This window comes from Caulobacter sp. 10L414 (assembly GCF_056395525.1).
Genome location: NZ_JBFTJR010000022.1, coordinates 38,523 through 65,089, shown reverse-complemented (window position 1 = coordinate 65,089; position 26,567 = coordinate 38,523). Strand labels below are relative to the sequence as shown.

The 26,567-nt window shown below is 67.6% G+C and carries 16 protein-coding genes; 11 read left to right on the top strand and 5 right to left on the bottom strand.

Annotated elements, in window-relative coordinates; translation table 11 throughout:
- The first annotated feature begins 71 nt into the window (after nt 1-71).
- From AC1DCG_RS11070 to AC1DCG_RS11060, 3 genes are all read left to right on the top strand, one after another.
- Nucleotides 72-971 (top strand): hypothetical protein, encoded by a 900-nt coding sequence (locus AC1DCG_RS11070; protein WP_477030496.1) that lies wholly within the window; start codon nt 72-74, stop codon nt 969-971.
- A gap of 35 nt (nt 972-1,006) precedes the next feature.
- On the top strand, nt 1,007-2,896 hold the full coding sequence (locus tag AC1DCG_RS11065) for a hypothetical protein (RefSeq protein ID WP_477036581.1): 1,890 nt from the start codon (nt 1,007-1,009) through the stop codon (nt 2,894-2,896).
- Nucleotides 2,897-3,045: 149 nt separating this feature from the next.
- On the top strand, nt 3,046-4,995 hold the full coding sequence (locus AC1DCG_RS11060) for a glycoside hydrolase family 97 protein (protein WP_477036580.1): 1,950 nt from the start codon (nt 3,046-3,048) through the stop codon (nt 4,993-4,995).
- A 165-nt stretch (nt 4,996-5,160) separates the two neighbouring features.
- Here AC1DCG_RS11060 and AC1DCG_RS11055 read toward each other — a convergent pair whose 3' ends face one another.
- Both AC1DCG_RS11055 and AC1DCG_RS11050 read right to left on the bottom strand, forming a co-directional pair.
- Nucleotides 5,161-6,846, bottom strand: a complete 1,686-nt coding sequence (locus AC1DCG_RS11055) for a glycoside hydrolase family 43 protein (RefSeq protein WP_477036579.1) — start codon at nt 6,844-6,846, stop codon at nt 5,161-5,163.
- A 120-nt stretch (nt 6,847-6,966) separates the two neighbouring features.
- Nucleotides 6,967-7,989, bottom strand: a complete 1,023-nt coding sequence (locus tag AC1DCG_RS11050; protein ID WP_477030492.1) for a LacI family DNA-binding transcriptional regulator — start codon at nt 7,987-7,989, stop codon at nt 6,967-6,969.
- 281 nt (nt 7,990-8,270) lie between these two features.
- On the opposite strand from AC1DCG_RS11050, the gene AC1DCG_RS11045 reads away from it, so the two are divergent.
- Nucleotides 8,271-9,272, top strand: a complete 1,002-nt coding sequence (locus tag AC1DCG_RS11045) for a LacI family DNA-binding transcriptional regulator (RefSeq protein ID WP_477036578.1) — start codon at nt 8,271-8,273, stop codon at nt 9,270-9,272.
- On the opposite strand, the gene AC1DCG_RS11040 is transcribed toward AC1DCG_RS11045, so the two are convergent.
- The 3 genes from AC1DCG_RS11040 to AC1DCG_RS11030 are packed head-to-tail and all read right to left on the bottom strand — an operon-like array spanning nt 9,269 to nt 12,674.
- Nucleotides 9,269-10,201, bottom strand: a complete 933-nt coding sequence (locus AC1DCG_RS11040) for an ROK family protein (RefSeq protein WP_477030490.1) — start codon at nt 10,199-10,201, stop codon at nt 9,269-9,271. The two genes, AC1DCG_RS11045 and AC1DCG_RS11040, sit on opposite strands and share 4 nt — an antisense overlap.
- A complete protein-coding gene (locus tag AC1DCG_RS11035; RefSeq protein WP_477036577.1) occupies nt 10,198-11,394 on the bottom strand; it encodes a glycoside hydrolase family 88 protein in 1,197 nt (398 codons plus the stop codon). The genes AC1DCG_RS11040 and AC1DCG_RS11035 overlap by 4 nt, the downstream gene beginning before the upstream one ends.
- A gap of 2 nt (nt 11,395-11,396) precedes the next feature.
- Nucleotides 11,397-12,674 (bottom strand): oligosaccharide MFS transporter, encoded by a 1,278-nt coding sequence (locus tag AC1DCG_RS11030; RefSeq protein ID WP_477036576.1) that lies wholly within the window; start codon nt 12,672-12,674, stop codon nt 11,397-11,399.
- Between the two features lie 266 nt (nt 12,675-12,940).
- Between AC1DCG_RS11030 and AC1DCG_RS11025 the strand changes: the two genes are divergently transcribed.
- The 7 genes from AC1DCG_RS11025 (at nt 12,941) to AC1DCG_RS10995 (ending at nt 26,552) form a co-directional block, all read left to right on the top strand.
- The gene (locus tag AC1DCG_RS11025) at nt 12,941-14,371 is read left to right on the top strand and encodes a glycosyl hydrolase family 28 protein (RefSeq protein ID WP_477030487.1); all 1,431 of its coding nucleotides are present in this window, start codon (nt 12,941-12,943) and stop codon (nt 14,369-14,371) included.
- Between the two features lie 73 nt (nt 14,372-14,444).
- On the top strand, nt 14,445-14,696 hold the full coding sequence (locus AC1DCG_RS11020) for a GntR family transcriptional regulator (protein WP_477030486.1): 252 nt from the start codon (nt 14,445-14,447) through the stop codon (nt 14,694-14,696).
- Between the two features lie 336 nt (nt 14,697-15,032).
- Entirely contained in the window at nt 15,033-17,918 is a 2,886-nt protein-coding gene (locus AC1DCG_RS11015) for a TonB-dependent receptor plug domain-containing protein (protein ID WP_477030485.1), read from the top strand.
- Between the two features lie 86 nt (nt 17,919-18,004).
- Nucleotides 18,005-20,350 (top strand): hypothetical protein, encoded by a 2,346-nt coding sequence (locus tag AC1DCG_RS11010; RefSeq protein WP_477030484.1) that lies wholly within the window; start codon nt 18,005-18,007, stop codon nt 20,348-20,350.
- Nucleotides 20,351-20,368: 18 nt separating this feature from the next.
- A complete protein-coding gene (locus AC1DCG_RS11005; protein WP_477030483.1) occupies nt 20,369-21,031 on the top strand; it encodes a putative 2OG-Fe(II) oxygenase in 663 nt (220 codons plus the stop codon).
- 85 nt (nt 21,032-21,116) lie between these two features.
- On the top strand, nt 21,117-23,429 hold the full coding sequence (locus AC1DCG_RS11000) for a heparinase II/III domain-containing protein (protein ID WP_477030482.1): 2,313 nt from the start codon (nt 21,117-21,119) through the stop codon (nt 23,427-23,429).
- Nucleotides 23,430-23,654: 225 nt separating this feature from the next.
- On the top strand, nt 23,655-26,552 hold the full coding sequence (locus tag AC1DCG_RS10995; RefSeq protein WP_477030481.1) for a TonB-dependent receptor: 2,898 nt from the start codon (nt 23,655-23,657) through the stop codon (nt 26,550-26,552).
- The last annotated feature ends 15 nt before the right edge of the window (nt 26,553-26,567 follow it).

Sequence of the window (26,567 nt, the reverse complement as noted above, 5' to 3'; positions counted from 1 at the left end):
AGGGGGGCGTCATGCCTTGGCCGTCTTGCGGCGGGAGAGCGTTGGCACGCCGTGGCGGCTGGCGCGAGGCGTTGCGTCAGTCTTTCGGCGCCGCTTTGGCGGCGGCTTCCTTGCTGCTGCTGGGGCTTGGCTCCGCCAATGCGGCTTCCAGCGACGACATCCTGACGCCCGCGGCGATCGCCGCCTTCGAACAGAAGCTTGAGACGGCCCGCGTGACGCAGGCCGACATCGCCGGTCGCGTCACATGCTTCGAGCAGCAGGACGTGGCGATGGTCGCCGAGCGTGACGCCGATCAGCTTCGCCTGGGCCAACTGGTCGCTCACAAGCGCGAACTGGAGGGGCTGCTGGTCCAGAGGCGCGCCGAATACGACGGGTTCCTGCGCGAATACAACGACGCCAGCGGCCGCCTCGCTCAGCTGCGCAGCGATCTCGACAAGCTCAAGAGCTACAAGGCCGCCAAGGAAGAGGCGGTGCGGCGCTGCAAGGACAGCTGGACCATTCTAGGCTTTCTTTGCGACCTCGCGGTCGAGATCGCCCAGCTGACGGGGCAGATCGAGAACAACGACCACCTGATCGGTCCCACCGAAAAGAGGCTGAACGACGCCGTCGCCGGGATGCAGACGGCGGTGACGCGCTATGACGAGAGCCAGGCCCTGCTCACGGCCGCCGAGCGCGACGCCAAGCAGACCTCCGACCAGATCGAGGCCACCGAGGCGTCGATCGTCCGCCTGCAGGCGGCGCTGGCGATCCTGCGCCCGGAAGTCCTGCGCAACATGCAGCTGCTGAACGAGTTCGACGGCGCTCTCGGCGAGGCCAGGCGGGTCGACACCGCCGACGGCCGTGCGCGGACCGGCCGGCTGGTCCGGGTTCTGGCCGCGCGGGTCGACGGCGTGCAGGGCAAGTCCAGCGCCTTGTACGACCAGGCCAGGACGGTGCTGACCCCGCAGCAGTTCACGGCCTGCTTTCAGTAGTCCCGATTATCCAGTCCCGACCAGGAGGCGAAGACATGCCCGACAGCATCCCCTTTGAAAGCCGCGCCGAGCAGATCTCGAGGGCGATCGACACCGAGGTGAAGGCGTTGCGGGCCAAGAACCCGCTGGAACTGCCCGAGCGCGGGGCGGCGATCGTCAAGCACTACGTCAACAAGATCGAAGGCGCGTACGACGTCCGGCGCGCCAAGACCGACACCGACAACGCCATCGACCTGCTCTACATCGCCTACAACACCACCCCGCAGGAAGAAGGCGATATCCGCGTCAAGATCGCCAAGATCATGGATCGTCTTCTCAAGGCCCAGCGCACCAGCCAACTGGTGATGTCCGACGCCATGGAGGCCGCCGAGGACGTGATCACCTTCCTCGATATCGGTCTGCCCGACTGGCAAGACGCCAAGGACGACGGCGACGTCGAGGGCGTCAGGGCCTTCCTGACCACCGACCTGCTGAAGACCGCGACCGACATCAAGGCCAAGGCGACCGATATCCGGGGCAAGCTGTCGACGATCGCCGCCACCTACGACGAAATCATCGCCGACACCGCGGCCGCGACGCAGAGCAGCGAGAAGGTGCTCTCCAGCCGCCTGGCCGACCAGAAGGCGCTGCTGGAGGAGATCAACGAGGCCGAGGCCGATCGCGACCAGATCGAGGCCTTGGTCAAGGATCTGCAGGACGAGGTCGAGAAGTTCGAGAGCAAGGCGCGTTCGTACGAGCAGCGCGCCACGACCGCCGAGGAGCGGGCGTTCGTGATGCAGATCGTCAAGATCGGCGCCCAGGTGGTGGCCGCCGCCCTGCCGCCGATCGCGATGGCGCTGGGTGCGGGCGCCACCGGCGGCGCGTCGGTGATCGCCGCCTCGACGCTGAACTCGATCACGGGGGCGGGGAAGGGCGGCGACACGCCCAAGCCCGACTCCACGACCGAGGTCCTGAAAACCAAGTCCGAGATCGCCACCAAGAAGAAGGACCTCGTGCTCGCCGAGCAGAAGGTAGCCGACAGCAAGGACAAGGTCGCCGGGCTGCGCAAGGACCTGAAGACCGCCCAGGAGGCCGCGGGCAAGCCGGTCGAGGCGGGCGGCGCCAAGGAGACCGTCGAGCAGCCCGGCGACGCCGAGGAGGTCAAGGGGATCAAGGGGCGGCTGAAGGACGCCAAGCAGACGCTGACCGACGACGAGAGCAAGGTGATCGCCCTGGTCGGCGTGCTGTCGGGTCTGCAGGCGTCGCTGAACGCGCTGGCTCAGGGGCTGGGCGAGCTGTCTCAGGACCAGAAGGACGAAGCCGCCAGCCTGCGCGAAATCCAAATGAAGATGCTGGACAAGGCCGAGGCCTACGAGCGCGAACGGCGCGAGCAGGCCGCCAAGCTGGTAAAGATCAACGCGCTGCTGAAGGGCAAGCTCTCGCGGGACGAAACCATCAAGCTGGCCATCAAGTCGCTGAACCTCAGCATCAGCGCCTTGAAGCGGACCAAGGAGATCATCGAGGAGATCGCCTGCTTCTTCAATTCGTTCGCCCAGTTCATGGGGCGGGTCACCGAGGAGGCGCGGATCGAGATCACCGTGGTCGAGGGCCTCGCCAATCGCTCGATCGGCAAGAGCCGCCTCGAACAGCTGCTTCGTTCGACCGACGAGTTCTTCATCCGGCAGGCGGGCGAGTGGCGGGCGGTCGGCGTGGTGTCCGACGCCTTCAACCGCAGTTTCGCGGACGGCTTCAGCAAGCTGAACGGCCTGCAGGGCAGCTACATCACCGGCGACAAGCTGACCGCCTATCTGGCCGAGGCCGCCGTGCTGCTGACCAAGATCTCCGACGAGCGCCAGGCGGCGGCCAGCGCGCGCCTGCTGGACCTGGGAGAATACCGCAAGATGCTGCGCGACGACGCAGCGGGCGCGGATCCCGCCGCGGCCTGACGACCGGCGAGGCCGGCTCCTGGTCCGGGACTTGGTCGCTGGTCCCGGAGCCGGTCCGCGACATTGAATGTCGCTGTCATTGATATCGATATCATTTCGTGTAGCTTCCCCGGAAAGATCGATAAGGCAGTCCCAGGGGAGGCGAGGCCATGAAGCCCACACGTCGAGACATGGTCGCGCTGGCTGCGCTGTCGAGCGCCGCGGCCGGGGCGGGGAGCAGGGCGACGGCGGCGCAGGCCGTTCGAAGCCATGCCGTCGTCTCGCCCGACGGTCGCCTAAGAGCGGCTCTGGACGCTTCGGGCCCGACGCCGAAGTGGAGCGCCACCTATGACGGCAAGCCGCTGCTGCTGCCGTCGGAGCTTGGCTTGTGGCTGGCCGACGGCCGGCTGCTGGGCGAGGGCGCGAAGGTCGTAAGCGCGACGCCGGAGACGTTCGAGGGCGACTGGCGGCCGCCCTTCGGCCAGTCCGCGCGCTACGACCAGTCCGGTCGGCAGGTCGCCCTGCACATGGTCGATCCCAAGGCCGGGGTCCGCTTCGACATCGTCCTGCGCGTGCTGAACGGCGCGGTTGCGGTGCGCTACGTGCTGACGGGGCTGCCCAAGGGCGGCAAGCTGGCGCTGATGGGCGAGCGGACGCGTTTCCGGTTCCCTGACGCCGCCCGCCTCTACGCCAGCCGCGACGAGGGCGACATCCACGTCTCCACCCAGGCGGGCCTGGCGCCGCTGGAGCATCCCGACCTGACCGGCTCGTCTGACAAGGGAGCTTATGCCGACCTGCCGATCACCGTCGATGTCGGCGACGGCGTCTACGGCTTCATGGCGGAGTCCGACCGGCTGCACTATCCGCGCTGCATGGCGCGAGCGCACGAGCAGGGCGGCCTCGTCACCTACCTGATGCGCTATCCCGGGCGGGCGACCGGCTGGGGCGGCGAGGACGACACGCCCGAGGAGCCGACCTTCGAGATCGAGGTGGGCCAGGAGACGCCCTGGCGGATTCTTCTGGCGGCCGACAGCGCCAAGGGGCTGATCGAGCTGCACCATGTGGTCCCGACCCTGGCGACGCCGAACCAGTTGGGCGACGTCTCGTGGGTGAAGCCCGGCCACGCCTTCCGGATCATGAAGCCCTATTCGACGGAGGCCTCGCTGAAGGCGGTCGACTTCGCCCAGAAGCGCAACATCGCCTATGTGCTGTTCGACGCCCACTGGTACGGCGACGGAACCGACGCCTCGGACCCGACTGCGCCGATCGCCGCCTTGGACCTGCAGCGGGTGATCGACTACGCCAAGGCCCGGAACATCGGCGTGCTGGTCTATATCGACCGGGTCGCGGTGACCAAGGCGCTGGCCGACATGTGCCGCCTGTACCAGCGCTGGGGCCTGGCCGGGGTGAAGCTGGGCTTCATGTGGGAGGGGCGCCAGTCGGACGTCGACTTCATCACCAGGGTCGTGCGGGCCTTCGGCGAGCACGGCATGGTCGTGAACCTGCACGACAATCTGCGACCCGCCGGGCTGGAGCGAACCTTGCCCAACTACCTGACTCTCGAGGGCGTGAAGGGCAACGAGCAGTTCCCGGCCGCGCGCCACCACGTGAACCTGGCCTTCACGCGGCCGATCGCCGGGCCGATCGACTACACCATCTGCTACGCCCAGGAGCGCAACCAGACCACCAACGCCCACCAGTTGGCCCTGGCGGTGACCTGCTACAGCCCGCTGACGCTGCTCTACTGGTACGACAAGCCCGAGAAGTACGAGGAGAAGGCGTGGCCCGAACTGGAGTGGTTCGACGCCTGTCCGACCACCTGGGACGAGACCCGGGCGATCGCCGGCGAACTGGGCGAGTACGTGATCATCGCCCGCCGCAAGGGGCGCGTCTGGTTCGTGGGCGCGCTGACCAACGAGATGGAGCGGCGAGTGGACCTTGATCTCGGCTTCCTGGGGCAAGGGCGCTGGACCGCCGTCCGCTACAAGGACGGCGACCTGGCCAGGCCCGCCAACCGCACCCGCGTGGTGATCGAGCGCCAGATCGTCGACGCCGGGACGCGCCTGCGCCTGCAGCTCAACGCCGCCGGCGGCCAGGCCATCCGGTTCGAGCCGGCCTGAGGTGAAAAAAAGGGCGCCTGCAGAGGGCGCCCGCCTTGGGAGTGTTGGAGGAAGTAGATCCAAGAGCGCGACGTCGCAGGACATCACTGAAGACTTGATATCGATATCAATATTGGGCGCGAAGTCAAGCGATCGGTGTTCGTTAAGCGGGCCTGGGGACGGCTTCTAGGGCGTGACCCAGAAGCCGTCGAAGTCGCTCCAGCCGATGCGGGTCGAGGTGTTGGACGGCGTGCCGGCCGGCGCCTGGGCGAAGAGGCCGATCTGGCTGCCGACCCAGCGTCCCGGACGGCTGACAAAGGGTTGGCCGACGCTGGTGAAGGTCTTTCCGTCCAGGCTGTAGCTGAGCGTCACCTTGGCGTGCAGCGACCGCAGCATCGAAGGCCAGTAGGGCGAGAAGTCAGGCGGCGGATCGGCCACGACGACCGGCTCGGCGGTCATGCGCAGCCAGACCGTCGTGGGAGCCTTGGCCTGGATGACCTCGACCCGTTCGGGCTGGAACTTGTCGGCGCCGATGCGGTCGACACGGACCAGCGCCGGTCCCGCGCCGGTGTTCTGCAGGCCGATCCAGGCATAGTCCGATCCGAACATCACGAGGCCAGCGCGCTCGCCGACGGCCTTGGGCGCGAAATCCAGCCTGGTGGTCGCGCTGAACCGCTCGGCCGGCAGCTTCTGAGTCAGCAGGGCGCCCGTCTCCCAGAGGTTTTCGGGCGAGGAGATCGACTTCAGGCGCAGCTTGCCCGGCGCGGCCTTCAGGTCGGCCCAGTCGGCGGCCGGGTTGGCGTTCCATTGCCAGGCCAGGGACAGCGCGCCGTCGAAGTCGTCGCTGTCCTGGAGCGCAAGGCGCGGGGAGGGCGTCTTGGACGCCGGCTTGCGGTGAACCAGCACCGGCTCGCCGATGCCGTCACCGTCCTTGTCCTCGCCGATGACGGGCCAGCCGTCCTTCCAGGCCATGGGCTCCAGCCAGACGCGGCGACCGTAGGAGTCGGCGTCCTGGAAGTGCAGGAACCAGTCCTCGCCCGTCGGGGTGCTGACCCACGCGCCCTGGTGAGGGCCGTTGATCTGGGTGCGGCCCTGGTCGAGCACGTTGCGGCCTTCGTAGGGGCCTTCCAGCTTGCGTGAGCGGAACACGCCCTGCCAGCCGCCCTTCACGCTGCCGCTGGGCGTGAAGAGGTAGTACCAGCCGTCGCGCTTGTAGAGCTTGGGGCCCTCGGTGGTCATCCACGGGAACGGCCCCTGCGAGGTCGCCACCTTGGGGTGCTTGTCGCCCTCGACGAGGGTGATCGCCTCGCCGACGGCCTGATCGCCGGCCTTGTTCAGGCGACGGGCGGTGACGACGTTGGCGAAGCCGGCCCGGCTGCGGGCGAAGGCGGTGACCAGCCAGCCCTGTCCGTCGTCGTCCCAGAAGGGCGCGGGGTCGATGACGCCGCGCCGGTCGTCCACCAGGACGGGCTTTGACCATGGGCCCGCCGGATCCTTGGCCTTGACCAGGAAGACGCCGAAGTCGGGATCTGGATAGTAGATCAGGAACTCGCCGTTCCTGTGTCGGATGGCCGGAGCCCAGACGCCGCCGCCGCGCCGGGGCGTGGCGTGGTGCGCCTCTGGCGTGATCGCGGTCAGGGCGTGGCCGATGATCGTCCAGTTGACCAGGTCGGTCGACTTCAGGATCGGCAGGCCCGGAACGTTGGTGAACGAGGACGACACCAGATAGTAGGCGTCGCCGACGCGCACGGCGTCAGGGTCGGAATAGTCGCCGGCCAGCACGGGGTTCTTGTAGGTTCCCTCGCCTTGGTCGGGCAGCCAGGCCCGCTCGGCCCTGGCGCCGTCGGCCGCCGAGGCGGAGGCCGCCAGCAAGGCCGCCGCCGCGACCAGTCCAAGCCCTAGAGCTCCACGACCAAACCCAGCCATCCGCGTTTCCATCCCATGTTATGATATCGTTACCAGTAACATGGAGCGACGCTTTGGCAAGGGCGCTCAGGCCGGGGGAGGGGCGGTCGAGGCGCGCTGGATCAGCTGCAGTTCGGCCTGCACGTGGCCGCCGCCATCGCCGCCGGGACGGGCCAGGTCCATGGCCAGCAGCACGGCCGATGCGGCCATGTCGGCGATCGGCTGGCGGATGGTGGTCAGTTCGGGCCAGACCGTCGTGGCCACAGAGGTGTCGTCGAAGCCGGCGATGCTGAGATCCGTCGGGATCGCCAGGCCAAGGCCGTGGGCGACGGCGCTGATGGCCGCGGCCATGTCGTCGTTGGCCGCGAAGATCGCCGAAGGCCGGCGACGCAGGCTCAGCAGGCGGCGGGCCGCCTCCAGTCCGCCGCGATAGCTGAAGCCGCCGTCCTCGACATAGGCCTCGTTCACGCTCAGGCCCGCGGCCGCCATGGTTTCGCGGAAGCCCTTCTCGCGCAGCTGGGCGGTGGAGTGGGTGGGATCGCCGCGCACGAAGGCGATGTCGACATGGCCCAGGTCCAGCAGGTGCTGGGTGATCATCCGGGCGCCTTCGAAATCGTCGATGAACACCGCCGGCCCGCCTTGCCGGGGACGAGCCGTGGCGAAGCTGACCGCGCCGACGCCGGCCTTTTCGAGCGCTTCCAGGATGGCGGCGTCGTCGCACAGCGGCGGCGGCAGGATCACCGCACCGACCCCCGCGTCGACCAGCTTCTGCACCGCCTGGGCGGGCGTCGGATGGGCCTGGCTCGGCTCGATCAGCAGCTGGCAGCCGCTGAGGCTGGCCTGGCGGAACGCGCCCATCAGGTAGTTCGAGAGGTTCGACGAGCTGGCGTTCGAGTACAGCATGCCGATCTGCGAGACGCCGGTACGCGTGGCCCGCGCCAGCGAATTGGGGCGGTAGCCCAGGGCCTTGATGGCTTCCTCGACCTTCTCGCGCACGGCGGGGCGAACGTGGGGATAGCCGTTGACCACGCGGGAGGCGGTCATGGACGACACGCCGGCGTGCTGCGCCACGTCATGGATGGTCGGCGCCTGCCGCCTCTGCGTGCTCAAGGAGTCCTCGCCTCAATACGACTCTCTACGGGTCGGCGCGCAGTCTAGCGAAGACAGAGCGGGGAAGTCCAAGCGAGAGCGCGGCCGCGCTCGATATGCGGTTGCAGGCCAAACATCCGTTTTTGTTCTGGCGCGGACGGCGCGCGTCGCTAGGATGCATTGGTATCGTGAACAATGGTGGTGCGTCGTTGAAAAGTCCCCGCAAGGCCAAGGCGGTCCCGCCGTCTTCAGCGCGTGGCTCCTCGCCCGCCGCCGGGCCCAAGGCGATCACCATACACGACGTGGCGCGCCACGCCGGCGTCGGCTCGATGACCGTGTCGCGGGTGATCCGGGGGGCGGGCAATGTCAGCCCGGCGATGCGCGAGAAGGTCGAGGCCTCGGTTCGCGTGTTGAACTATCAGGTCAATGTCGCCGCCCGCGCCACGCGCTCGCGTTCGGCCGCCGCGCGGGTGGGGATCCTCTACAGCAACCCCAGCGCCTCCTACCTCAGCGAGATCATGGTCGGTGGGCTGGAGCAGAGCTCGCGGCTGGCCAGCCACCTGATCCTGGAGCGCTGCGAGGGGCTGGCTGGGCAGAAGCAGGCGGTCAAGCGCCTGCTGGCGGCCGGCGTCGACGGCGTGATCCTGCCGCCGCCGCTGTGCGACTCCCGCCAGACCATCAACATGTTGCGGGCCGAGGGCGTCACCGTGCTGGCCCTGGCCACCGCCCGGCCGATGATCGATGTCTCCAGCGTGCGCATCGACGACTTCGAGGGGGCGCTGGCCATGACCCGCCACCTGATCGCGCTGGGCCACCGCGATATCGCCTTCATCAAGGGCGATCCCCAGCACACCCCGACCGAGTTGCGCTACGAGGGCTTCCTGGCGGGCATGTCGGAGGCGGGCCTGGCCGTGCGGCCCGAATGGGTTGCCCAGGGCCTGTTCACCTATCGCTCGGGTCTGGCGGCGGCTGAAAAGCTGTTCGAGGCGCGCCTGAGGCCCAGCGCCATCTTCGCCAGCAACGACGACATGGCCGCCGCCGCCCTGGCCGTGGCCCACGGCCGGCAGATCTCGGTGCCGCGCGACCTGACGATCTGCGGCTTCGACGATACCGCCGTCGCCACCACGGTCTGGCCCGAAGTGACGACGATCCACCAGCCCATCGCCGAGATGGGCCGCGCGGCCGTGCGCCTGATCGTCGACGAGATCCGCGCTCGAAAGACCGGGGGCGACCCGGCCCCCGTCCATCACCTGCTGCCCTTCACCCTGATGGATCGGGACTCGTCCGGCCCGGCGCCGCCTTAAGCGGCTGGCTCGGCCAGAAGCCGGCGGGCCTCTTCCAGGCTCCACAGCCGCGCGGCGCCGCGCACGCCCGAGGCGTCGCCCCAGACGGCCGGCTTGATGCGCGTGCTCCAGCGATCGGCGAACACCCGGCGCGAGACCAGCTCGGGCAGGCGCTCGCAGACTTCCGGCACGTTCGACAGGCCGCCGCCGACGACGATGGCGTCGGGGTCGAGGATGTTGCACAGCACGGCGACCGAGCGGCCCAGGCGGTCCATCAACTGGTCGAAGGCGGTGGTCGCCGCCGAATCTCCGTCCCGCCAGGCCGAGATGATCTCTTCGCCGCTCAGCGCCCGGCCCGTCGAGGCCTGGAAGTCGCGTCGCAGGCCGGTGCCCGACACCCACATCTCCAGGCAGCCGTTCTGGCCGCACCAGCAGCGGGGGCCCTCGCGCTCCTCGGCCGTCGGCCAGGGCAGGGGCATGTGGCCCCATTCGCCGGCGATGCCGTTCTCGCCCTCGATCAGCTTGCCGTCGATCACTAGGCCGCCGCCGCAGCCCGTGCCCAGGATGATGGCGAACACGACCTTCGCCCCCGCGCCGGCGCCGTCGACGGCTTCCGACAGCGCCAGGCAGTTGGCGTCGTTGGCCAGGCGCACTGGCCGTTTCAGGGCCTCGGACAGGTCCTCGCGAAAGCGCCGGCCGTTCAGGTACAGCGAGTTGGCGTTGCGCATCACGCCGGCGGCCGGCGAGATCGAGCCCGGCGCTCCGACGCCCAGGGTGCCGCGCGCGCCGAGCTTGTGCTCAAGCCCCGTCACCAGGTCGCGGACGGCGACCAGCGCCTTGTCGTAGTCGCCCGGATTGGGAACGCGGGCCTTGGCCAGCAGCTTGCCGCTGGCGTCCAGGGCGGCGGCCTCCACCTTGGTGCCGCCGAAATCCACGCCGATCTGAATCACCAGTAGGGCTCCCAAACCCGGGTGAGGCGGACCAGCGCCTCGAGAAAGAAATAGTCGCCCCAGATGCAGGCCTCATCGACGCCGACGCGGTTGGGCATGTGATAGACGCCGTGGGCCAGGATCCCGGTTCCGGGCTGGCCCAGCGGCAGCAGGTAGCGCTCGCCCAGGGTCTCGACCATCGCCAGGGCGGCGGTCTCGTAGGCTTCGCGGTCGGGGTCGGCCAGCGGCAGTGCGCGAGCCAGTTCCAGCAGGCCGCAGGCGGCGATGGCCGCGGCCGAGCTGTCGCGCTCGGCGTCGGTGAAAACGAGATCCCAGCAGCAGACGAGATCGTCCGGCAGCCGGTTGAGGAAGTAGTTGGCCAGCCGCGCGGCCAGGTCGATCAGGCCAGGATCGGCCTTGTAGCGATGGACCAGCGGAAAGCCCGACACGCCCCAGGCCTGGCCGCGCGCCCAGCAGGAGCTGTCGCTGAAGCCCTGGTGGGTCTTGCCGCCGACGGGCTCGCCCGTCTTCGGGTCCATGTAGAAGGTGTGGAAGGTCGAGGCGTCGGGCCGCACGATGTGCTTGGCGGCCTGGGCGATATGGCTGTCGGCCGCGATCCGGAAGGTGGGGTCGCCCGTCTCCTCGCTGGCCCAATAGAGCAGGGGCAGATTGAGATTGCAGTCGATGATCATCCGGCCGGCCTGTTCGGGGTCGGAAAGATCGCCCCAGGCCTGGATGATGCCGGCGGCCGGAAGGTAGCGGGTCATCAGCCGGCGGGCGGCGGCCAGGGCCACCTCTCGGCCGCTCATGCTGCCCGTCAGCTTCCAGGCCGCCACGCACGACAGCGAATAGAGGAAGCCCAGGTCGTGGTGGTCGACATTGGCCCCGCGCTCGATCCGGTCACGGAAGCTTTCGACCTGGCGCTCGGCGGCTCGGCGATAGCGGGTATCGCCGGTCGCCTCGAAGGCCAGCCACAGCATCCCGGTCCAGAAGCCGTTGGTCCATTCGGTGTTGTCCATCGGCGCATAGACCCCGCCCTCGCTGGAGGGCTTGGGGAAGGCGTCGGTGAAGAGGTCGAGGCTGGCGTCGATACGGGCCAGGACGGCCGCCAGGATGGCGTCGAGCTTGGTCCTGTCGGGACGAGGGCGCGCCAGGATCTCGGCGGCGCGGATCAGCGGTTCGCGCGGGATCGCGCTGGGAGTGGAATGAGACATCGTCAATTGACCTTGGCCACGTCGGCGCCGCCCAGGTCGGCTTGCGCCAGGGCCGGATCAGGCTCGGCGTCCTTGGCGGGCGGGACCTCGCGCGGAGTGGGAGAGAGAGCGAACACCGAAGCTACCCAGAAGGCGGCGGCGAACAGGGCGATCAGCAGGTAGGTGCTGGGGAAGCCGATCAGGTCGTAGCTCTTGCCGACGATCGGCGACAGCACGGCCAGGCCCAGCGAATGGCCGAAGCTGACGCCCACCAGATAGAGCGTCGAGGCCAGCCGGCTTTCGAAGTGGAAGGCGATGTAGCGGAAGATCGACACCACCAGGATCGGCAGCTCCAGCGAGTGCAGCATCTTCATCGCCGAGATCGGCACGGGGCCGTGCACCAGGCCCGAGCCCGCGATGCGCACGATCATGATCGCCGCGGCCAGCAGCAGACCGTTCTTGGCTCCGATCTTGTTCACCACGAACGGCGCGACGAACAGCATGCCCGCCTCGAGGAAGATCTGGGCCGAGTTCAGGTAGCCGAACATGGCCGCGCCCTGCTTGGGATCGGCGAAGTGCGAGGCGTAGAAGGCCGGGAACTGCTGGTCGTAGACGAGATAGAGGTTCGTCACGCCCAGGATCAGCACCATGAAGCCCCAGAACTTCGGCAGCTTGAAGATGGCCATGGCGTCGGCGGGCTTGAGGGCGTCGGAGCGCTCGCGCTCGTCGGCGCTGGGCTCGATCTTCGCGAAGGCCAGCAGCGGCAGCAGGACGAGGCCCGCGCACGAGGCCAGGGCGAAGTTGTAGAGCGGGTCCAGGTTGAACAGCCGGCCCGAGAAGAACGCCGCGGCCGCGAAGCCCAGCGAGCCCCACAGGCGGGCGCGGCTGTACTCGAAGCCGTACTTTCGGCCCACGCGGTCGACGAACGACTCCAGGGCGTAGCTGCCGGCGATGAAGGTGACGCCCAGATAGGCCCCGCCTGCGATCGCGCCGAGCAGCAGGTTGGTCTTCAGGAGCGGGCCGTAGACGAAGGCGAAGAAGGCGCCCGACAGCACCACCAGTCCGCTGATCAGCCACAGGATGGTCTTGCGCAGCCCCACCTTGTCGGAAACGAAGCCGTACAAGGGCTGAGAGATCATCGCGAAGATGAAGTTGGCGGCGAACACCACGCCGGTCTCGGCGCCGGAAAGGCCCAGGGTCCGCTTCAGCCACAGGGCCAGCAGCGAGATGCTCATGGCCTGGGCGAAGAAGTAGAAGAAGAGGAAGGCGCTCAGCAGCGCGTAGTTCTTCCTGATGGCCATTCGACACCCTCCCGCGCCGGCCGCGCTGCATGGCGCGACTGGTCCGACCCTTCGGTCATAGACTGATCTGATAACGATACCAAGTGCTTTCGGCGTCGTTGTCGCTCGCTGGGCCGGGGCTTGCGCGAGCGATTTGATATCGATATCAATATTCGTGTTCGGGCGATCCGCAAGGTTTTTCGACGGCTTGCGTCGATCAGGCCGCTCGACGTTGAGAACAATGACGCCGCCAGACTGGCAGAGCGTCGCTCGGGGAGGAGTGCGCGATGGGGTTCACGGCTCGAAAATCGTCCTGGCTGGCGGGCGTCGCCGCGATCGCGGCGGGTCTGGCGGCGAGCGGCGCTTGCGCCGCCGACCAGGCCGATGCGTCGGGGCTGCATGTCTATCCGCTGCCGCCGGGCGGCCTGTTCTACAGCATGCACAACGACGCCTTCACGGTCCGGGTGCGCAAGCCGGGCGGTCCCTGGCGCGACCTCTACGAATACACCGCCAAGGTCGATTCCGATGGACCCAGCGACGTCTCGGTCGTGCAGTTCGACTTCGAGGGGCGGGTGGAGATCGGGGTCCGCAAGAACAACGGCGACTTCAAGCGCGTCGAGGTGAGGCCCGCCGGCAAGGCGATCAGGCACAAGGTCGAGAACGGCGTCGTGCTGTTCACCATCGACCAGCCGCAGAACCTGTCGGTCGAGTTCGACGGCGATCGCCTGCACAACCTTCACATCTTCGCTGGCGCGCCGATCCCGAGGCCGGCGCCGGGCCCGGACGTCGTTTTCTACGAGGCGGGACTGCACGCGCCGCCGGGCGGGGTGTTCCCGGTCAAGTCGGGCCAGACGATCTATGTCGCCGGCGGCGCGATCCTGCAGGGCGTGTTCAAGCCCGAGAAGGTCGAGAACGTCCGCATCATCGGCCGGGGTATCATCGACCGGCCCGCCGATCAGCTGGTCGTGCAGGACTCCCGGAGCGTCACCGTCGAGGGGCTGACCTTCCTGACCCCCAAGCACGGTACGATCGCCTGCGCCTCGTCGAGCAACGTGACCTTCAAGGACATCAAGACCTTGAGCAACGGTTCATGGTCGGACGGCGTCAACGTCTTCGCCTGCAGCGACGTGACCGTCGAGCGGGCCTTCATCCGCACCTCCGACGACAGCGTCGCGGTCTACGCCACCCGCAAGTCGGGCGTCGGCGACACTCGGCGGGTGAGGGTGCGCGACTCGATCTTCTGGCCCGACGTGGCGCATGCGGTTTTCATCGGCCTGCACGGCGACACCAAGGCCCGCAACGTGTTGGAGGACCTGCGCTTCGAGAACATCGACATCCTGGGGCTCGACGAGGACGATCCCGAGTACCAGGGCGCGCTGGCCATCAGCGCCGGCGACGACAACACCGTCCGCGACGTGCTGTTCGACGACATCCGCGTCGAGCAGATCGAGGAGGGCAAGCTCGTCAACATCCGCACGGTGTTCAACGCCAAGTACGGAACGAGCCCCGGCCTGCTGGTCGACGGCGTGCGTTTCCGCAACATCCGCTTCTCCGGCGACGGCTGGCCCAGCCCGTCGACGATCTCGGGCTACGGCGCCGATCGCCCGGTCCGGAACATCAGCTTCGAGAACGTGACGATTGGCGGAAAGCGGCTGAAGGCGGCCGATCCCGCGGTGATCGAGATCGGGCCCAATGTCGAAGGCGTGAGCTTCAGGTAGCGGGGAGGGCTGGCGAGTGGTTGAACCCTCCGTGTCCGGCGTCTGCTGGGCGCCCCTGAGGCGCACCGGGCGCGTGGCGCTCTATCGGCAACTCGCCGATCGGCTGCGGGCGGCGATCCTCGACGGCGAGCGTCGCCTGCCGACCGAGCGCGAGCTGGCCAGCGGCTTCACCGTGGCCCGGATCACGGTGCGGGCAGCCCTCGATCTGCTGGCGGCGGACGATCTGATCCTGCGTCGACGCCGGCACGGCACCGTGGTTCGCGGCGAGATCGACGACGTGGCGGCGAGAGGCGCGAAGGGCACGAGCTCCGGCTCGTCCATGTAATCGAGCGTGCGGATCGTAATGATCTGGCGCACGCGTTGTTGATATCCGCATGGTTGTGGTCGTTCGACATGCGTCTGATCGAGCTTCTTCTCGCACCTGTGTAGCAAGATCTATTTCGCTATTCGTCGAGATGGTCGCGCTGGGGTCGAAAAATCACAGGCGAATGTTCTCGAAAAACATCGTTGCGAATCCCGTTGACAGTTCTTGAAATGCGCTGGTATCGATAACAACAAGCCGATCGGAGCCGTCGTCGCGACGCCTTCGAAAGCGGCGCGGTCGGGGTGTCGGCCTCGGCGCAGAGCGACGTCGGACCTAAGGTCCGAAGGGGAGGATAGGATGGCTGATCTCGGCCCTCAGCGCGGTCGTAACCGCGCGCTGCAGGTTTCTCACATGGTCCTGGCGCTGGCCGCCGGCGCGAGCGCGCTGTCGGCGACGGCCGCGCATGCCCAATCGACGGGGCAGTCCGCCGACAAGCCGGTCACGGTCGAGACCACGGCCGTCGACGAAGTGATCGTCACCGGCGTCATGGTCGGCACCGCCGCCAAGAAGGCCAATGTCTCGTTCTCGGTGCTGTCCGAGGACGACATGAGCAAGTTCACGCCGATCAGCGCCGACGACATGCTGCGCGACATGCCCGGCGTGGTGGTCGAGTCCAACGACGGCGTGGCCCGCAACGAGGTCTTCACCCGCGGCATGACCATCGGCACCGGGGCCAACACTTCGGGCTATTTCTGGACCACGATCCTGGAAGACGGCCTGCCGGTCGTGCCGTTCAAGTTCAGCGGCTTCCAGGACGGCTATTTCTATCGCGCCGACATCTCGACTAGCCGGGTCGAGTCCGTGCGCGGCGGCTCGTCGGCCACCGGCGTCACCACCTCGGTGGGCGCGACCTTCAACTACATCACCGGCAAGGTGAAGCCCGGCGCGATGATCCAGACCCGGATCGGCTTCGAGGGCGAGGACCTGCACCTGTCGTGGAAGCAGGTCGACGGCGCCTATGGCTGGGTCAACGAGGCGGGCGACCTGGGCCTGGGCGTCAGCGGCTTCTACCGCCGGTCCAGCGGCCAGGTGGATCCGGGCTTCGACCTGAACCACGGCGGCCAGTTCCGGGTGAACCTCTACAAGGACTACAACACCGACAACGGCGGCGGCTCGTTCAACCTGGTCTACAAGCACCTGGACGACACCAACGCCGAACTGACCACGTTCCAGCAGCCGACCTACGGCTACCAAAACCCTGAGGAAATCCCGGGCTTCGGTCGCGACGTGAACCTGTTCATGAACGGCGGCAAGCAGACCGTTCCCAACTACTTCAAGCCGGGCAGCCACACCCTCGATCCGTCCGACGGCTATCGCTACAAGCAGGACGCCCTGTCGCTGCGCTGGAACCACGACATCGGCGAGCGCCTGACCTTCACCGGCTCGGCGCGGATCCAGAAGTCGACCTATCGCGGCCAGTCCTACAAGCCCCAGCAACTGGCCTCGCTGGCCTCGGCGGCGGCGACGCGCGAGCGGTTCGGCCTGAACATCAACAACCTGGACCGCACGCCGGGCTATTACGTCTTCACCAACGCCGCCGGCCAGGAAGTGGCGCGCGTCGCCAACAATGTCGCCGGCTCGCAGATGGGAACCAACTACCGCACCGGCGCGGCCTGTCCGCGAGTGACGGCGGCCACCTGGCAGAGCACCAGCCTGTGCATCGTCGGCAACACCTTGCCCAACCGCGACATCGACATGCGCGGCGGCGTGGTCACGGGCGTCACGCCCAAGCCCGACGGCAGCTACGATCACACGCTTCCGATCGAAAGCGCCACGCAGGATCTCGTGCTGCTGACGCGCGCCGAGGACAACTACCGTGAATCCGTCGACTACATGGGCAACTTCACGGCCACCTATCGCGGTGAGACGTGGAGCGTGAACGGCGGGCTCTACCTGTCGCGTTCCGAGCAGGTGAACGACAACTGGGCCAATGGTCTGGGCGTGTCGGCCTGGGCCGACGGCCAGGTCCAGAACCTGAACGTCAAGTACGTCACCAATGGCGGCACGAGCTATCAGCTGACCGATGCGGGCGGCTGGGGCTCATACGGCAGCGGCCTCTTCACCACCGTCTCGCAACGCGCGCGGATCATGGAGCTGTCGCCCTATGCGGGCTTGGCCTGGTCGCCGACCAAGCACTGGGACTTCAACGCCAGCATCAAATACCAGTACTTCCACGCCCGGACCTATTCGGAGACCTGGGACCTGCGCAACCCGGGCGCGGCCTCGCTGACCAATGGCGGTCTCGATGGCGATCCGCTGACCGTCTACGACAACGTCTACATGACCAAGGCGCCGGCCAAGGTGATCGGCGCCGACAAGAAGGTCAGTCTCGTCGATTACAGCGTGGCCCTGGGCTACAACTTCAACGACAAGCACAAGATCTATTATCGCTACACCGACGCCAAGCAGCCGTCGTCGGGCGTGATCAACCGCTACTCGACCGCGGCCACACTGGTGCGCCCGCTGGGCCCGACGGCCTACATCAAGGGCCACGAGTTCGCCTACACCTTCGGCGATCGCCGCTTCAACGGCCAGGTCACCTACTTCTACCAGAACTTCGCGGTGAACGATTATCCGACCGGCGTCGACAAGGACAACGTCTCGACCTACCTGTTGCCGGACAATTTCAACAAGTACTTCACGCGCGGGATCGAGACCTGGGCCAAGTGGCGGGTCACCAGGAACCTCGAGTGGAACCCGTCGGTGACCTTCCTCAACGGCAAGACCACCGAGGCCTATGTCTGGCTGAACACCGGCGCGAACGGCAACGGCGCGGACGACGACGTGCTGCGCATCGACGCCGGCCTGCTGGCGCGTTCGCCGAAATGGACGCTGAGCAACACGGTGTCCTACCGCTACAAGGATTTCCGTCTCAACGTCCGCCATCGCTGGATGGACGAGCGCAAGCTGAACACCAACTCGCTCGACCACCGGTTCCTGCCGGCGCAGGACAACCTCGACGTCTCGGTGCAGTACAGCGGCCTGAAGAAGACGATGGTCACGCTGGATGTCCGCAACGTGCTCGATAAGGCCTACATCTCGGCCTACGACCCGATGATCAGCACCAACCTTCCCGCCGGCGTGCAGGTCTATGACGTCGTCGAGCAGTTGCCGGAGTCCGGCTACCTGGTGAAGCGCAACGCGCCGCGGTCGGTGTGGCTGACCGTCCGCAAGGAGTTCTAGGCCTCGGCCGGAACCTTGAGGGCCGGCGGGCGAGCGCGTTCTTCTCGCCCGCCGACCCTACCTCAAGCATCATCAACGAGGGGCGCATGACCCGGCATCGGCTGATCCTCGGCGCGAGCGCTCTGCTCGGCCTTTTCGCGACGCAGGCCCAGGCGGCCGCGCCGCTGATCGACAAGGTGGTGTTCGGCGACGCCGCGTCCGAGGTCGCTCACGCCGTGGACGCCTCGGCTTCGGAGCAGGTCGTCGGCGGCCTGGGCGTCGTGGCGCGGCGTCTGCCGCCGGCCCAGCCCGGCGCGCGGTTCAGCGGCGACCTGACGTTCCGGCTGACCGTGGACCCGGCGATCCAGAACTACGCCTCGATCCGCCTGTGGGGCGGCGACGTTAACGACGGCAAGCTGACCCTGTTCTGCGACGGCAGGCAGATCGGCTATCGCCATCTGGGCGACATCGAGATCCTCGACATTGGAACCCAGGCGCCGCCCTTCGCCGGGCGCTTCACGTACCGCACCTTCCCGCTGCCGATCACCCTGACCAAGGGGAAGACGGCGCTGGACTGCGCCATCCGCGCCAGCGGTCCCTACGCGGTCTACACCCAGCAGTTCGAAAGCTTCCAGAAGCCGATGACCCAGGCCTCGCGGCCGGTCTATGCGCTCTACGTCCATGCCGACCCGTTCCTGGACAGCGGCGATCCGGCCGGCGTCGCGCCGCCGCTGGCGACCGCGCCGTCGGCGGGTCCCGAGGTGCTCGAAGACCTGAAGACCCGGGTGAACCGTGAGATCGACCGCAAGCTGGCCCAGCCCGGACCGCTGAACGTGCTGGAGGTGCAGTTCCTGGCTCGCGCCGCGGCCCTGTCGTGGACCAAGGCCCATGCCAATCCGGCCGTGGCCCGCAAGGTCGTCGAGAGCGGAGACGCCTTCTACGCCCGGTTCCTGACCGATCCGAAGAGCGTCTATGTCGACGCCAGCCGCACCAATGCCGACTGGGACGCCATGGGCCCGTTCGGCAAGGCGCTGCGCCTGCTGCAGGCCGATGTCGCGCCGTATCTCGACGCGCCGGTCGCGGGCGTGGCGGGGGCGCCGAAGCGCCGCGAGGCCTATGCCCGGATGCTCGACGCCGGGCTCGGCTATATTCAGACCCACCGGCGGCTCTACACCAACCAGTCGATGATCGTGGATCTGGGGATCTACTGGAGCAACGAGGGCCTGCGATCGCTTGCCAGCCCTCTGGCCCGGCCCGAACCGGCGATGCGGCGCTTCTTCTACGAGTCCATGGGTCTTGCGCCGTGGACCGGCAGTCTCGACGAGGCCGGAAAGCCGACCTATTCCAGCGCCGCCGCCGACACCGGCAGCTTCCGTTCGGCCGACGACTACAAGCTGTTCACCAAGGCCGGGCTGTCCAAGGAGCTCGGCTTCGTCGGCAGCTACGGCGAGATCCTCGACTGGGCGACCAGCATCTACCAGGCCACGGCCGCGACGCCGGGCGGGCAGGGCGATCCGGTCCTGCGCGACCAGCTCCTGAAGATGGCCAGGGCGCGGATGGCGTTCCGCTATCCGGGGATCGACGCCGAGGGCGCGCGCAGCATGCTGCTGGAGGCGCCGATCGGCTGGCGCGATCCGGTTTATCCGGGCGCGACCACCTACGTGCAGAAGTCCGGCTGGGACAACACGCCCTTCAACGTCGCGATCGCCACGCGCGACCCGCAACTGATGGCGATCGCCCGCCAGGCCCTGGACGATGGACAGTACTACGCGGTGCTGCGCGATCGCCTGAAGGACAAGAACCAGCGTACGACCATCGGCCTGCTCGACGCCTATGACGAGTGGCTGGCCGTGAAGGCCTGGCCGAAATCGGACGTGAAGCTGCCGATGACGCCCGGCCAGCCCGACTTCGTGTTCGCCGATCCCGAGGACGGGGTGGTGGCGATCAAGAACGGCGACGAGGTGCTCTACGCCTCGCTCTACTGGCGGGCCAATTGCGGGGTGAACCGCCTGGCGCGCTTCCACTACCAGACGCCGTCCGTCGACCGTATCGCCACCATCGCCGCGCGGATCGACTTCGAGCCCAGCGGCAAGACCTGCGTACGCCGCGCCACGCCGCACATCTCGGCCGGCTCGATCCCGATCGTCGCCTATCCCGGCGAGGCGCCCGCCGCGCTGGAGGGCGAGGTGCTGCCCGTGGCCAAGGGGCCGCCAGAGGCGCGCTACAAGGATCAGGACAATCCCTTCGCCGGGCGTGGCTACTACTACGAGGCCGCCTATGGCCCGTACCTGATCGCCATGAACGCCAGCCCCGACAAGTCCATGACGCTCGCGCTGCCGAAGGCGGTCGGGGATCGCGTCGACCTGGTCACCAAGCGCAAGCTGGCGTCCGGTGCGGCGAGCCTTACCCTGGCGCCGGGCCAGACGGCGGCGATCTACGCGCCGTCTCGGTAGCCGCGGAGGAGGCCGCTGGTGAGCAACGACCACGATCTGAGGCTGGTCGCGCCGTTCAGCCCTACGATCATCAAGGCGACCATGCCGCCAGGCGTGGTCGAGCGCCTCAACGCCCGGATCGACGAGATCGTCGGGCGAAAGGACGAGGTCGCCGCCCGCGACTGGTCGGCCCATCTGGCGGGCGCGGTCAGCACCGAGATCCGCTTCACCGACGTGATCCGCGAGACCGCCGAGCTCACCGACTTCCTGTTCGACGTGGCCCGCACCTACACCTACCGGTGCGAGAACGCCCTGATGCATTTCTCCGACTACGAGCGAACCGAGGAGCTCGAGGCGAAAAGGCTGCGCATCGAGATCAAGGAAGGCTGGATCAACGACATGGTCGCCGGCGACTACAATCCGGCCCATTTCCATCAGGGCTGCCTCTATTCCAGCGTGGGCTTCCTGCGCGTTCCGCCTGGCTACGAGGCCGAGTTCGCGGCCGACAAGGCAAGGCAGAACACCGCCGGCTGCCTGCAGTTCATCGACAGCCGCAGCGCCGTCGGAGCCAAGAACCTGTTCACGGTCAAGCCGGTGGTCGGCGACTTCTACCTGTGGCCCTCGTGGATGCTGCACTGCGTCTACCCGTTCCGCAGTCCGGGCCTGCGCCGGTCGATGGCGATCAATCTCGCTCTGGCCTGAGCAGGACGCCGCGGAGGGCGCTTGCGCCCAGTAATGATATCGATATCATAATTCAAAGTCAGAAGAAGCGTACGGGGAGAAGCGCGTGAAGAGCCAAGCAAAGCGGATGGTGTCGGGGCTCGCCCTGGCGAGCTGCCTCCTGGCTGGGGCGGCTGGCGCCCAGACCCTGAAGTCGGGCCATCCGTACCTGACCTTCAGCGACGCCCACGTCTCGCAGTTCAAGGCCCGCGTGGCCGAGGATCCCGACGCCAAGGCCGCCTGGGCCAAGGCTCGAGCCGACGCCGACGCGGCCCTGACCCGCAAGCCGGCCAACGACCGCGAACTGAACGCGGCCCTGATGGGCCTGTCGCTGACCTACCGCATGACCGGCGAGCGCAAGTACGCCGACCGCGCCAAGGCCCTGCTCGACATCTATGCGAACCGCGCCAACTGGGTGACCGACAAGCCGCTTCTGGCCCGCAGCCCGGTCTGGAACTCCGATCTCGGTATGGGGACCACCGCCTACACCTTCGGCCTGACCTTCGACGCCATCCACGACGCCCTCAGCCCCGCCGAGCGCGACCGCCTGGCCAAAGCCCTGGTCAAGGGCGCGATCCGCCCGACCCTGAACGACTGGATCGACGGCAAGGAGCGCATCCACAGCCTCGACACCATGGGTCACAACTGGTTCAGCCACATCGTGTTCGGCGCCGGGGTGGCGGCGATCGCCATCAAGACCGAGGAGCCGCAGGCCGACGCCTGGATCCGCCGCATCGACGAGGCGGCCGAGGAGTGGGCCAACTACGACGGCAGCGCCATCGAGACCAAGCCGGCGCACTTTGCGTCCAATGGGGCCTTCGTCGAGAGCATCAACTACGCCGACTTCGCCGCCGAGGGCTACCTGCGCTTCAAGCGCGCCTGGCTCGACGCCTTCAGGGAGCAGCCGGCGGCGACGCCGCGCCTAGCGAGCCTGGGCGACTACTTCATCCAGAACCTCTACCCGACCACGGGCGGTTTCCTGTCGACCAATTTCGGCGACGGCAATCCGACCTCCAGCGGGGCCAGCGCCATCGCCAACCTGTGGGCGACGGGCGACCAGCAGTCGCGCTATCTCTGGTATCTGAACACCGTGCGTCCCGATCCCAAGCAGGACGTGTTCGCCGAGCCCGAGAACATGGTGCAGTGGCCCTCGGCCAAGGCCCGGGCATCCGTGGGCAAGGGGCCGGGCCTGCCGATCAGCTGGATCGACAGCGACCTGGGCGCGGCGACCCTGCGCTCGTCCTGGGCGCCGGACGCCACCTTCCTGGCGCTGCGTTCGGGCTTCACCTGGAACCACAACCACGCCGACGCCGGCAGCTTCATCCTCTGGCACAAGGGCAAGCAGCTGCTGATCGACTCCGGCAACAGCAGCTACGCCCGGCCCGAGTACGATGGCTATTACCGCCAGAGCGTGGCGCACAACGTCGTCACCCTGGACGGCAGGGCCGAGCCGGAAAGCAACACCTACAACGGTTCGCACTTCGTGGGGCGGGTCGACCACCTGGTCGACGCCGGCGACCTGCGCTTCGTCTGGGCCGACGCCACGGGCCCCAACGCCCGAACCTTCGAGCGCAAGTACCGCAGCTTCATGTGGATCGGCGACGTGATCCTGGTCATCGACGACCTCAAGGGCTGGGCGCCGGGCCAGTTCGAATGGCTGATGCACTATGAAGGCGAGGCCAAGCGCCAGGGTCAGGTGATCACCGTCAGGAACGGCGAGGCCGAGGTCGCGGTGCGGCCGCTGTTTCCAGAAACCCTGCCGGACGCGGGCCTGTTCACCGACTATCCTGAACTGATGCGGATGGCCGAGGGCAAGGGCCTGAAGGATCACGCGCCCGACGAGGTCCAGCCCTACCTGCGCCTGCAGGCGCCGGGCGTGACCGACCGGACCAAGTTCGTGGTCGCCCTGACGCCGAACGGTGCGGCTGCCGCGCCCGTGATCGAGAAGGACGAGACCAAGGACTGGCTGATGGTTCGCGTGCGCCAGAAGGGCGAGGTCACCGAGGTCTATTTCAATCTGCTGGCCGACGGCCGCATCCGCCACCGCAACGCCAATGCCGATCTCGGCGGCTGGCGGACCGACGCCTACATTCTGGCGCTGACCTATCCGGAGGGCGGCAGCGCGGCTAAGCCGCGCCGCTGGTTCGTCGCCGACGGCAGCTATCTGCGCCGCGACGGCCGCGTCGAGCTCGACAGCCTGTCCAAGGCCTTCGTGGTCAAGGACAAGGCGGGGCAGGGCGTCGAGGCCAGCATACAGGGCCAGCCGACCTATGCGATCCGCCTGGCCTGCGACGGCGCGCGCTCGATCAAGGTCGACGGCGTCGCCAAGGCCTGTTCCGGCGACGTGGCGCTGGCGCGTCGATCCACGCCGTCCAACTGAGTTTCAATCATCGCATTTGTCTGACAAAAGCTCTTGTCAGCGACATATGATATCGATAACAAGGTTATGTGGTTGGAGAAGATCGCCGTGCAGGCGACGCCCCGACCCGGGAGTGAAACAGAGAGGGCGCGGCAAGCGCCCTAGCCAACAGGGAAAACCCGCCTCGCGCGGGATCTGACGGGCCGCGCCGGCTTATCGGGCGTAGGCTCCGCAGGAGGGGAAGCCATGAAGTCCGAAGTTCAATCGCGTCTGTTCCTCACCGTCTCGACGCTGGCCGTCGCGCTGGGCGCGTTCGGCGCCGCCCACGCCCAGACCGCGCCGGCGCCAGCCGCCGAAGAAGCAGTGGAGGAGGTGGTCGTCACCGGCATTCGCCAGAGCCTGCAGTCGGCCGTGCAGGTCAAGAAGAACACCATGGAGGTGGTCGACTCCATCCGCGCCGAGGACATCGGCAAGCTGCCCGACCCTAACGTCGCCGAGACCCTGACCCGCATTCCGGGCGTGCAGGGCTATCGTTACGGCGGGGAGGGGGCTTCGCCGGTCGGCGCCGGTTCGGGCCTGACGATCCGGGGCCTGTCGGGCCAGACCGCCTCGCAGGTCGATGGCCGCTCGTACTTCACCGCCGGTGGCAGCGAGTTCAACATCGAGGCGGCCATCCCCGGCATGATCGCGGGCCTGGACGTCTACAAGAACCCCTCGGCCGAGCACATCGAGGGCGGCATCGGCGGCCTCGTCGACATCAAGACCCGCCGTCCGCTCGACCTGCCGAAGATGTCGGGCAGCGTGGCGATCTCCGGCCGCTACAACGACATGGTCAAGCAGATGCAGCCCGAGTACTTCGGCCTGGTCTCGCATAAGTGGGACGTGGGCGACGGCGAGATGGGCCTGCTGCTCGGCGCCAACTACCAGAAGAGCTGGAACCGCTCCGACAATGCGCCCGGTCCCGGCGGGACCAACCTGCGCCGCGTGGTGCGCGCCGACAGCGCCGAATATATCGGCAACAGCGCCTACAACCAGGCCTATGCCGGTCGCGGCGACGTCGCCTTCCTGGCCGACGTGGCCAATCCGCTGGCCCTGAACGCGACCGAGCGCGCCAACCTGGTCAACATGGCCGGCGTGCAGATCAACGTGAACGAGGAAGACATCCAGCGCACCCGCAAGGGCTTCGCCGGCGCCTTCCAGTGGAAGGTGCGTCCGGGCCTCGAGGTCTATGTCGACGGCAACTACAACTCCTACCTCTACCACCAGGGCTACCGCTTCCTGAACGGCGTCGACAGCCGCTACGTCCAGGGCCTGGCGACCACTCCCTTCAGCACCACCGAGGGTCTGGCCAACCGCAACGCCAACGGCGGCGAGGACGCGGTCCTGGCCGGACAGCGCTTCAACAGCGGCACGTTCCTGGGCTCGAGCTTCTCGTCGATCGGCGGCGACGAGCATCGGATCTACAAGACCTGGATCCTGGCCGGCGGCGCCAAGTGGTCGCCGACCGACGACCTCGATCTCAAGGCCGACCTGTCCTACGTCAAGGCTGACCAGCACCAGGACAACCGCTCGGTGACCATGACCCCGCGCGCGGGCCTGACCTGGGACGTGACCCGCACGGTCGGCGCGCCCCAGCGGGTGTCGATCAGCGGCCCCGACCTGTCGAGCCCCGCCAACTGGGTGCTGCTGAACTACGCCAACGGCGTCAACAACGTCTATGACGACGCGGGGCTGGCCGCTCAGTTCGACGGCAAGCTGCGCATCAACGACAGCTTCATCAAGGCCGTGAAGTTCGGCGCGCGCTACTACCGAAAGAAGTCGAAGTTCTACAACTACTCCTTCAGCGGCAAGAACCTGACGACGGACGGCCTGGCCCTGGCGGCCAACCAGTCGAACGGCGTCCTGGCCTCGACCGTGCAGGATCTCGTGGCCGGCTCGCACACCAACTGGTTCGACGGCGAGGCGGGGTATTCGGGCGGCTTCCTGACCTTCTCGCCCGACGCCCTGCTGGGCGACAATGTCCGCAACCGCTTCGCCCTGGCCGGCATCGCGGCCGAGGACTCGCTGCCCGAGGTGCTGCTGTCGCGCCGCAAGGCGGTGGAGGAGACCCTGGCCGGCTACGGCGTGGTCGACTTCGCCTTCCTGAACGACCGCATCCGGGGCAATGCCGGCGTGCGGGTGGTGCGCACCAATCTCGACGCCGAGGCGCGGGTCACCGACACCACGGGCGCGACCCCGGTGATCGTCGCCCGCAGCCAGGGCAACAGCTACACCGACGTGCTGCCGACCCTGAACCTGACGGGCTACATCCAGGACGACCTGCTGGTGCGCTTCGGCTTCGGCAAGGGCATGACCCGGCCCAGCGTCGGCGACATCAACCCGACGGTGGCGGTCAACCTGACCAGCGGCACGGGCAGCCAGGGCAACGCCAACCTGCAGCCGCTGCGGGCCTACAGCTACGACCTGTCGCTGGAGAAGTACTTCGGCCCCACCAGCTACGTCTCGGCCGCGGCGTTCTACAAGAAGGTCGACGGCTTCCCGATCGGGGTCGAGAGCTGCCAGACGGTGGCGACCTCGCAGCCCTATACCGGGGTGACGCCCAACAACTGTCCGACCGGCCAGTTCCGCATCACCCAGACCCAGAACGCCGATCCCGGCTTCGCCAAGGGCGTCGAGCTCGCCGCCCAGACCTTCTTCGACTACGACTTCCTGCCGTCGATGATGCACGATTTCGGCGTCCAGGGCTCGTACACCTGGGTCAAGACCGAGCTCCCGCTCGGGGCGATGAAGGTGCGTCAGCCGTTCCAGTCCGACCAGAACTGGAGCCTGGCGGGCCTCTACGAGAACAAGAAGGTCTCGGCCCGCCTCGTCTATACCTACCGGTCGGACTACGTGCTGTTCGGGATCTCGCCCAACCCCATCGATGGCCGCTACCTGAAGGGCTACGGCCTGCTCGACGCCTCGGTGAACCTAAACCTGCGCGACGACCTGACCCTGTCGCTGACGGCCTCGAACCTGACCAACAAGGCCCCGATCCGATACGTCGGCGAGCCGGACGGCGGCTACGACACCGACATCCTGCGCCAGTACTTCATGAACGGGCGGGTCTACGGGATAAGCCTGCGCTACAAGTTCGGCGGCTGACCGCCGTCGCATCAA

Bases quoted from the DNA above. Each gene is read 5' to 3' on its own strand.
- AC1DCG_RS11025 (WP_477030487.1), top strand. From the start codon at position 12,941: ATGGGGTTCACGGCTCGAAAATCGTCCTGGCTGGCGGGCGTCGCCGCG.
- AC1DCG_RS11060 (WP_477036580.1), top strand. From the start codon at position 3,046: ATGAAGCCCACACGTCGAGACATGGTCGCGCTGGCTGCGCTGTCGAGC.
- AC1DCG_RS11065 (WP_477036581.1), top strand. From the start codon at position 1,007: ATGCCCGACAGCATCCCCTTTGAAAGCCGCGCCGAGCAGATCTCGAGG.
- AC1DCG_RS11030 (WP_477036576.1), bottom strand. From the start codon at position 12,674: ATGGCCATCAGGAAGAACTACGCGCTGCTGAGCGCCTTCCTCTTCTTC.
- AC1DCG_RS11010 (WP_477030484.1), top strand. From the start codon at position 18,005: ATGACCCGGCATCGGCTGATCCTCGGCGCGAGCGCTCTGCTCGGCCTT.
- AC1DCG_RS10995 (WP_477030481.1), top strand. From the start codon at position 23,655: ATGAAGTCCGAAGTTCAATCGCGTCTGTTCCTCACCGTCTCGACGCTG.
- AC1DCG_RS11035 (WP_477036577.1), bottom strand. From the start codon at position 11,394: ATGTCTCATTCCACTCCCAGCGCGATCCCGCGCGAACCGCTGATCCGC.
- AC1DCG_RS11015 (WP_477030485.1), top strand. From the start codon at position 15,033: ATGGCTGATCTCGGCCCTCAGCGCGGTCGTAACCGCGCGCTGCAGGTT.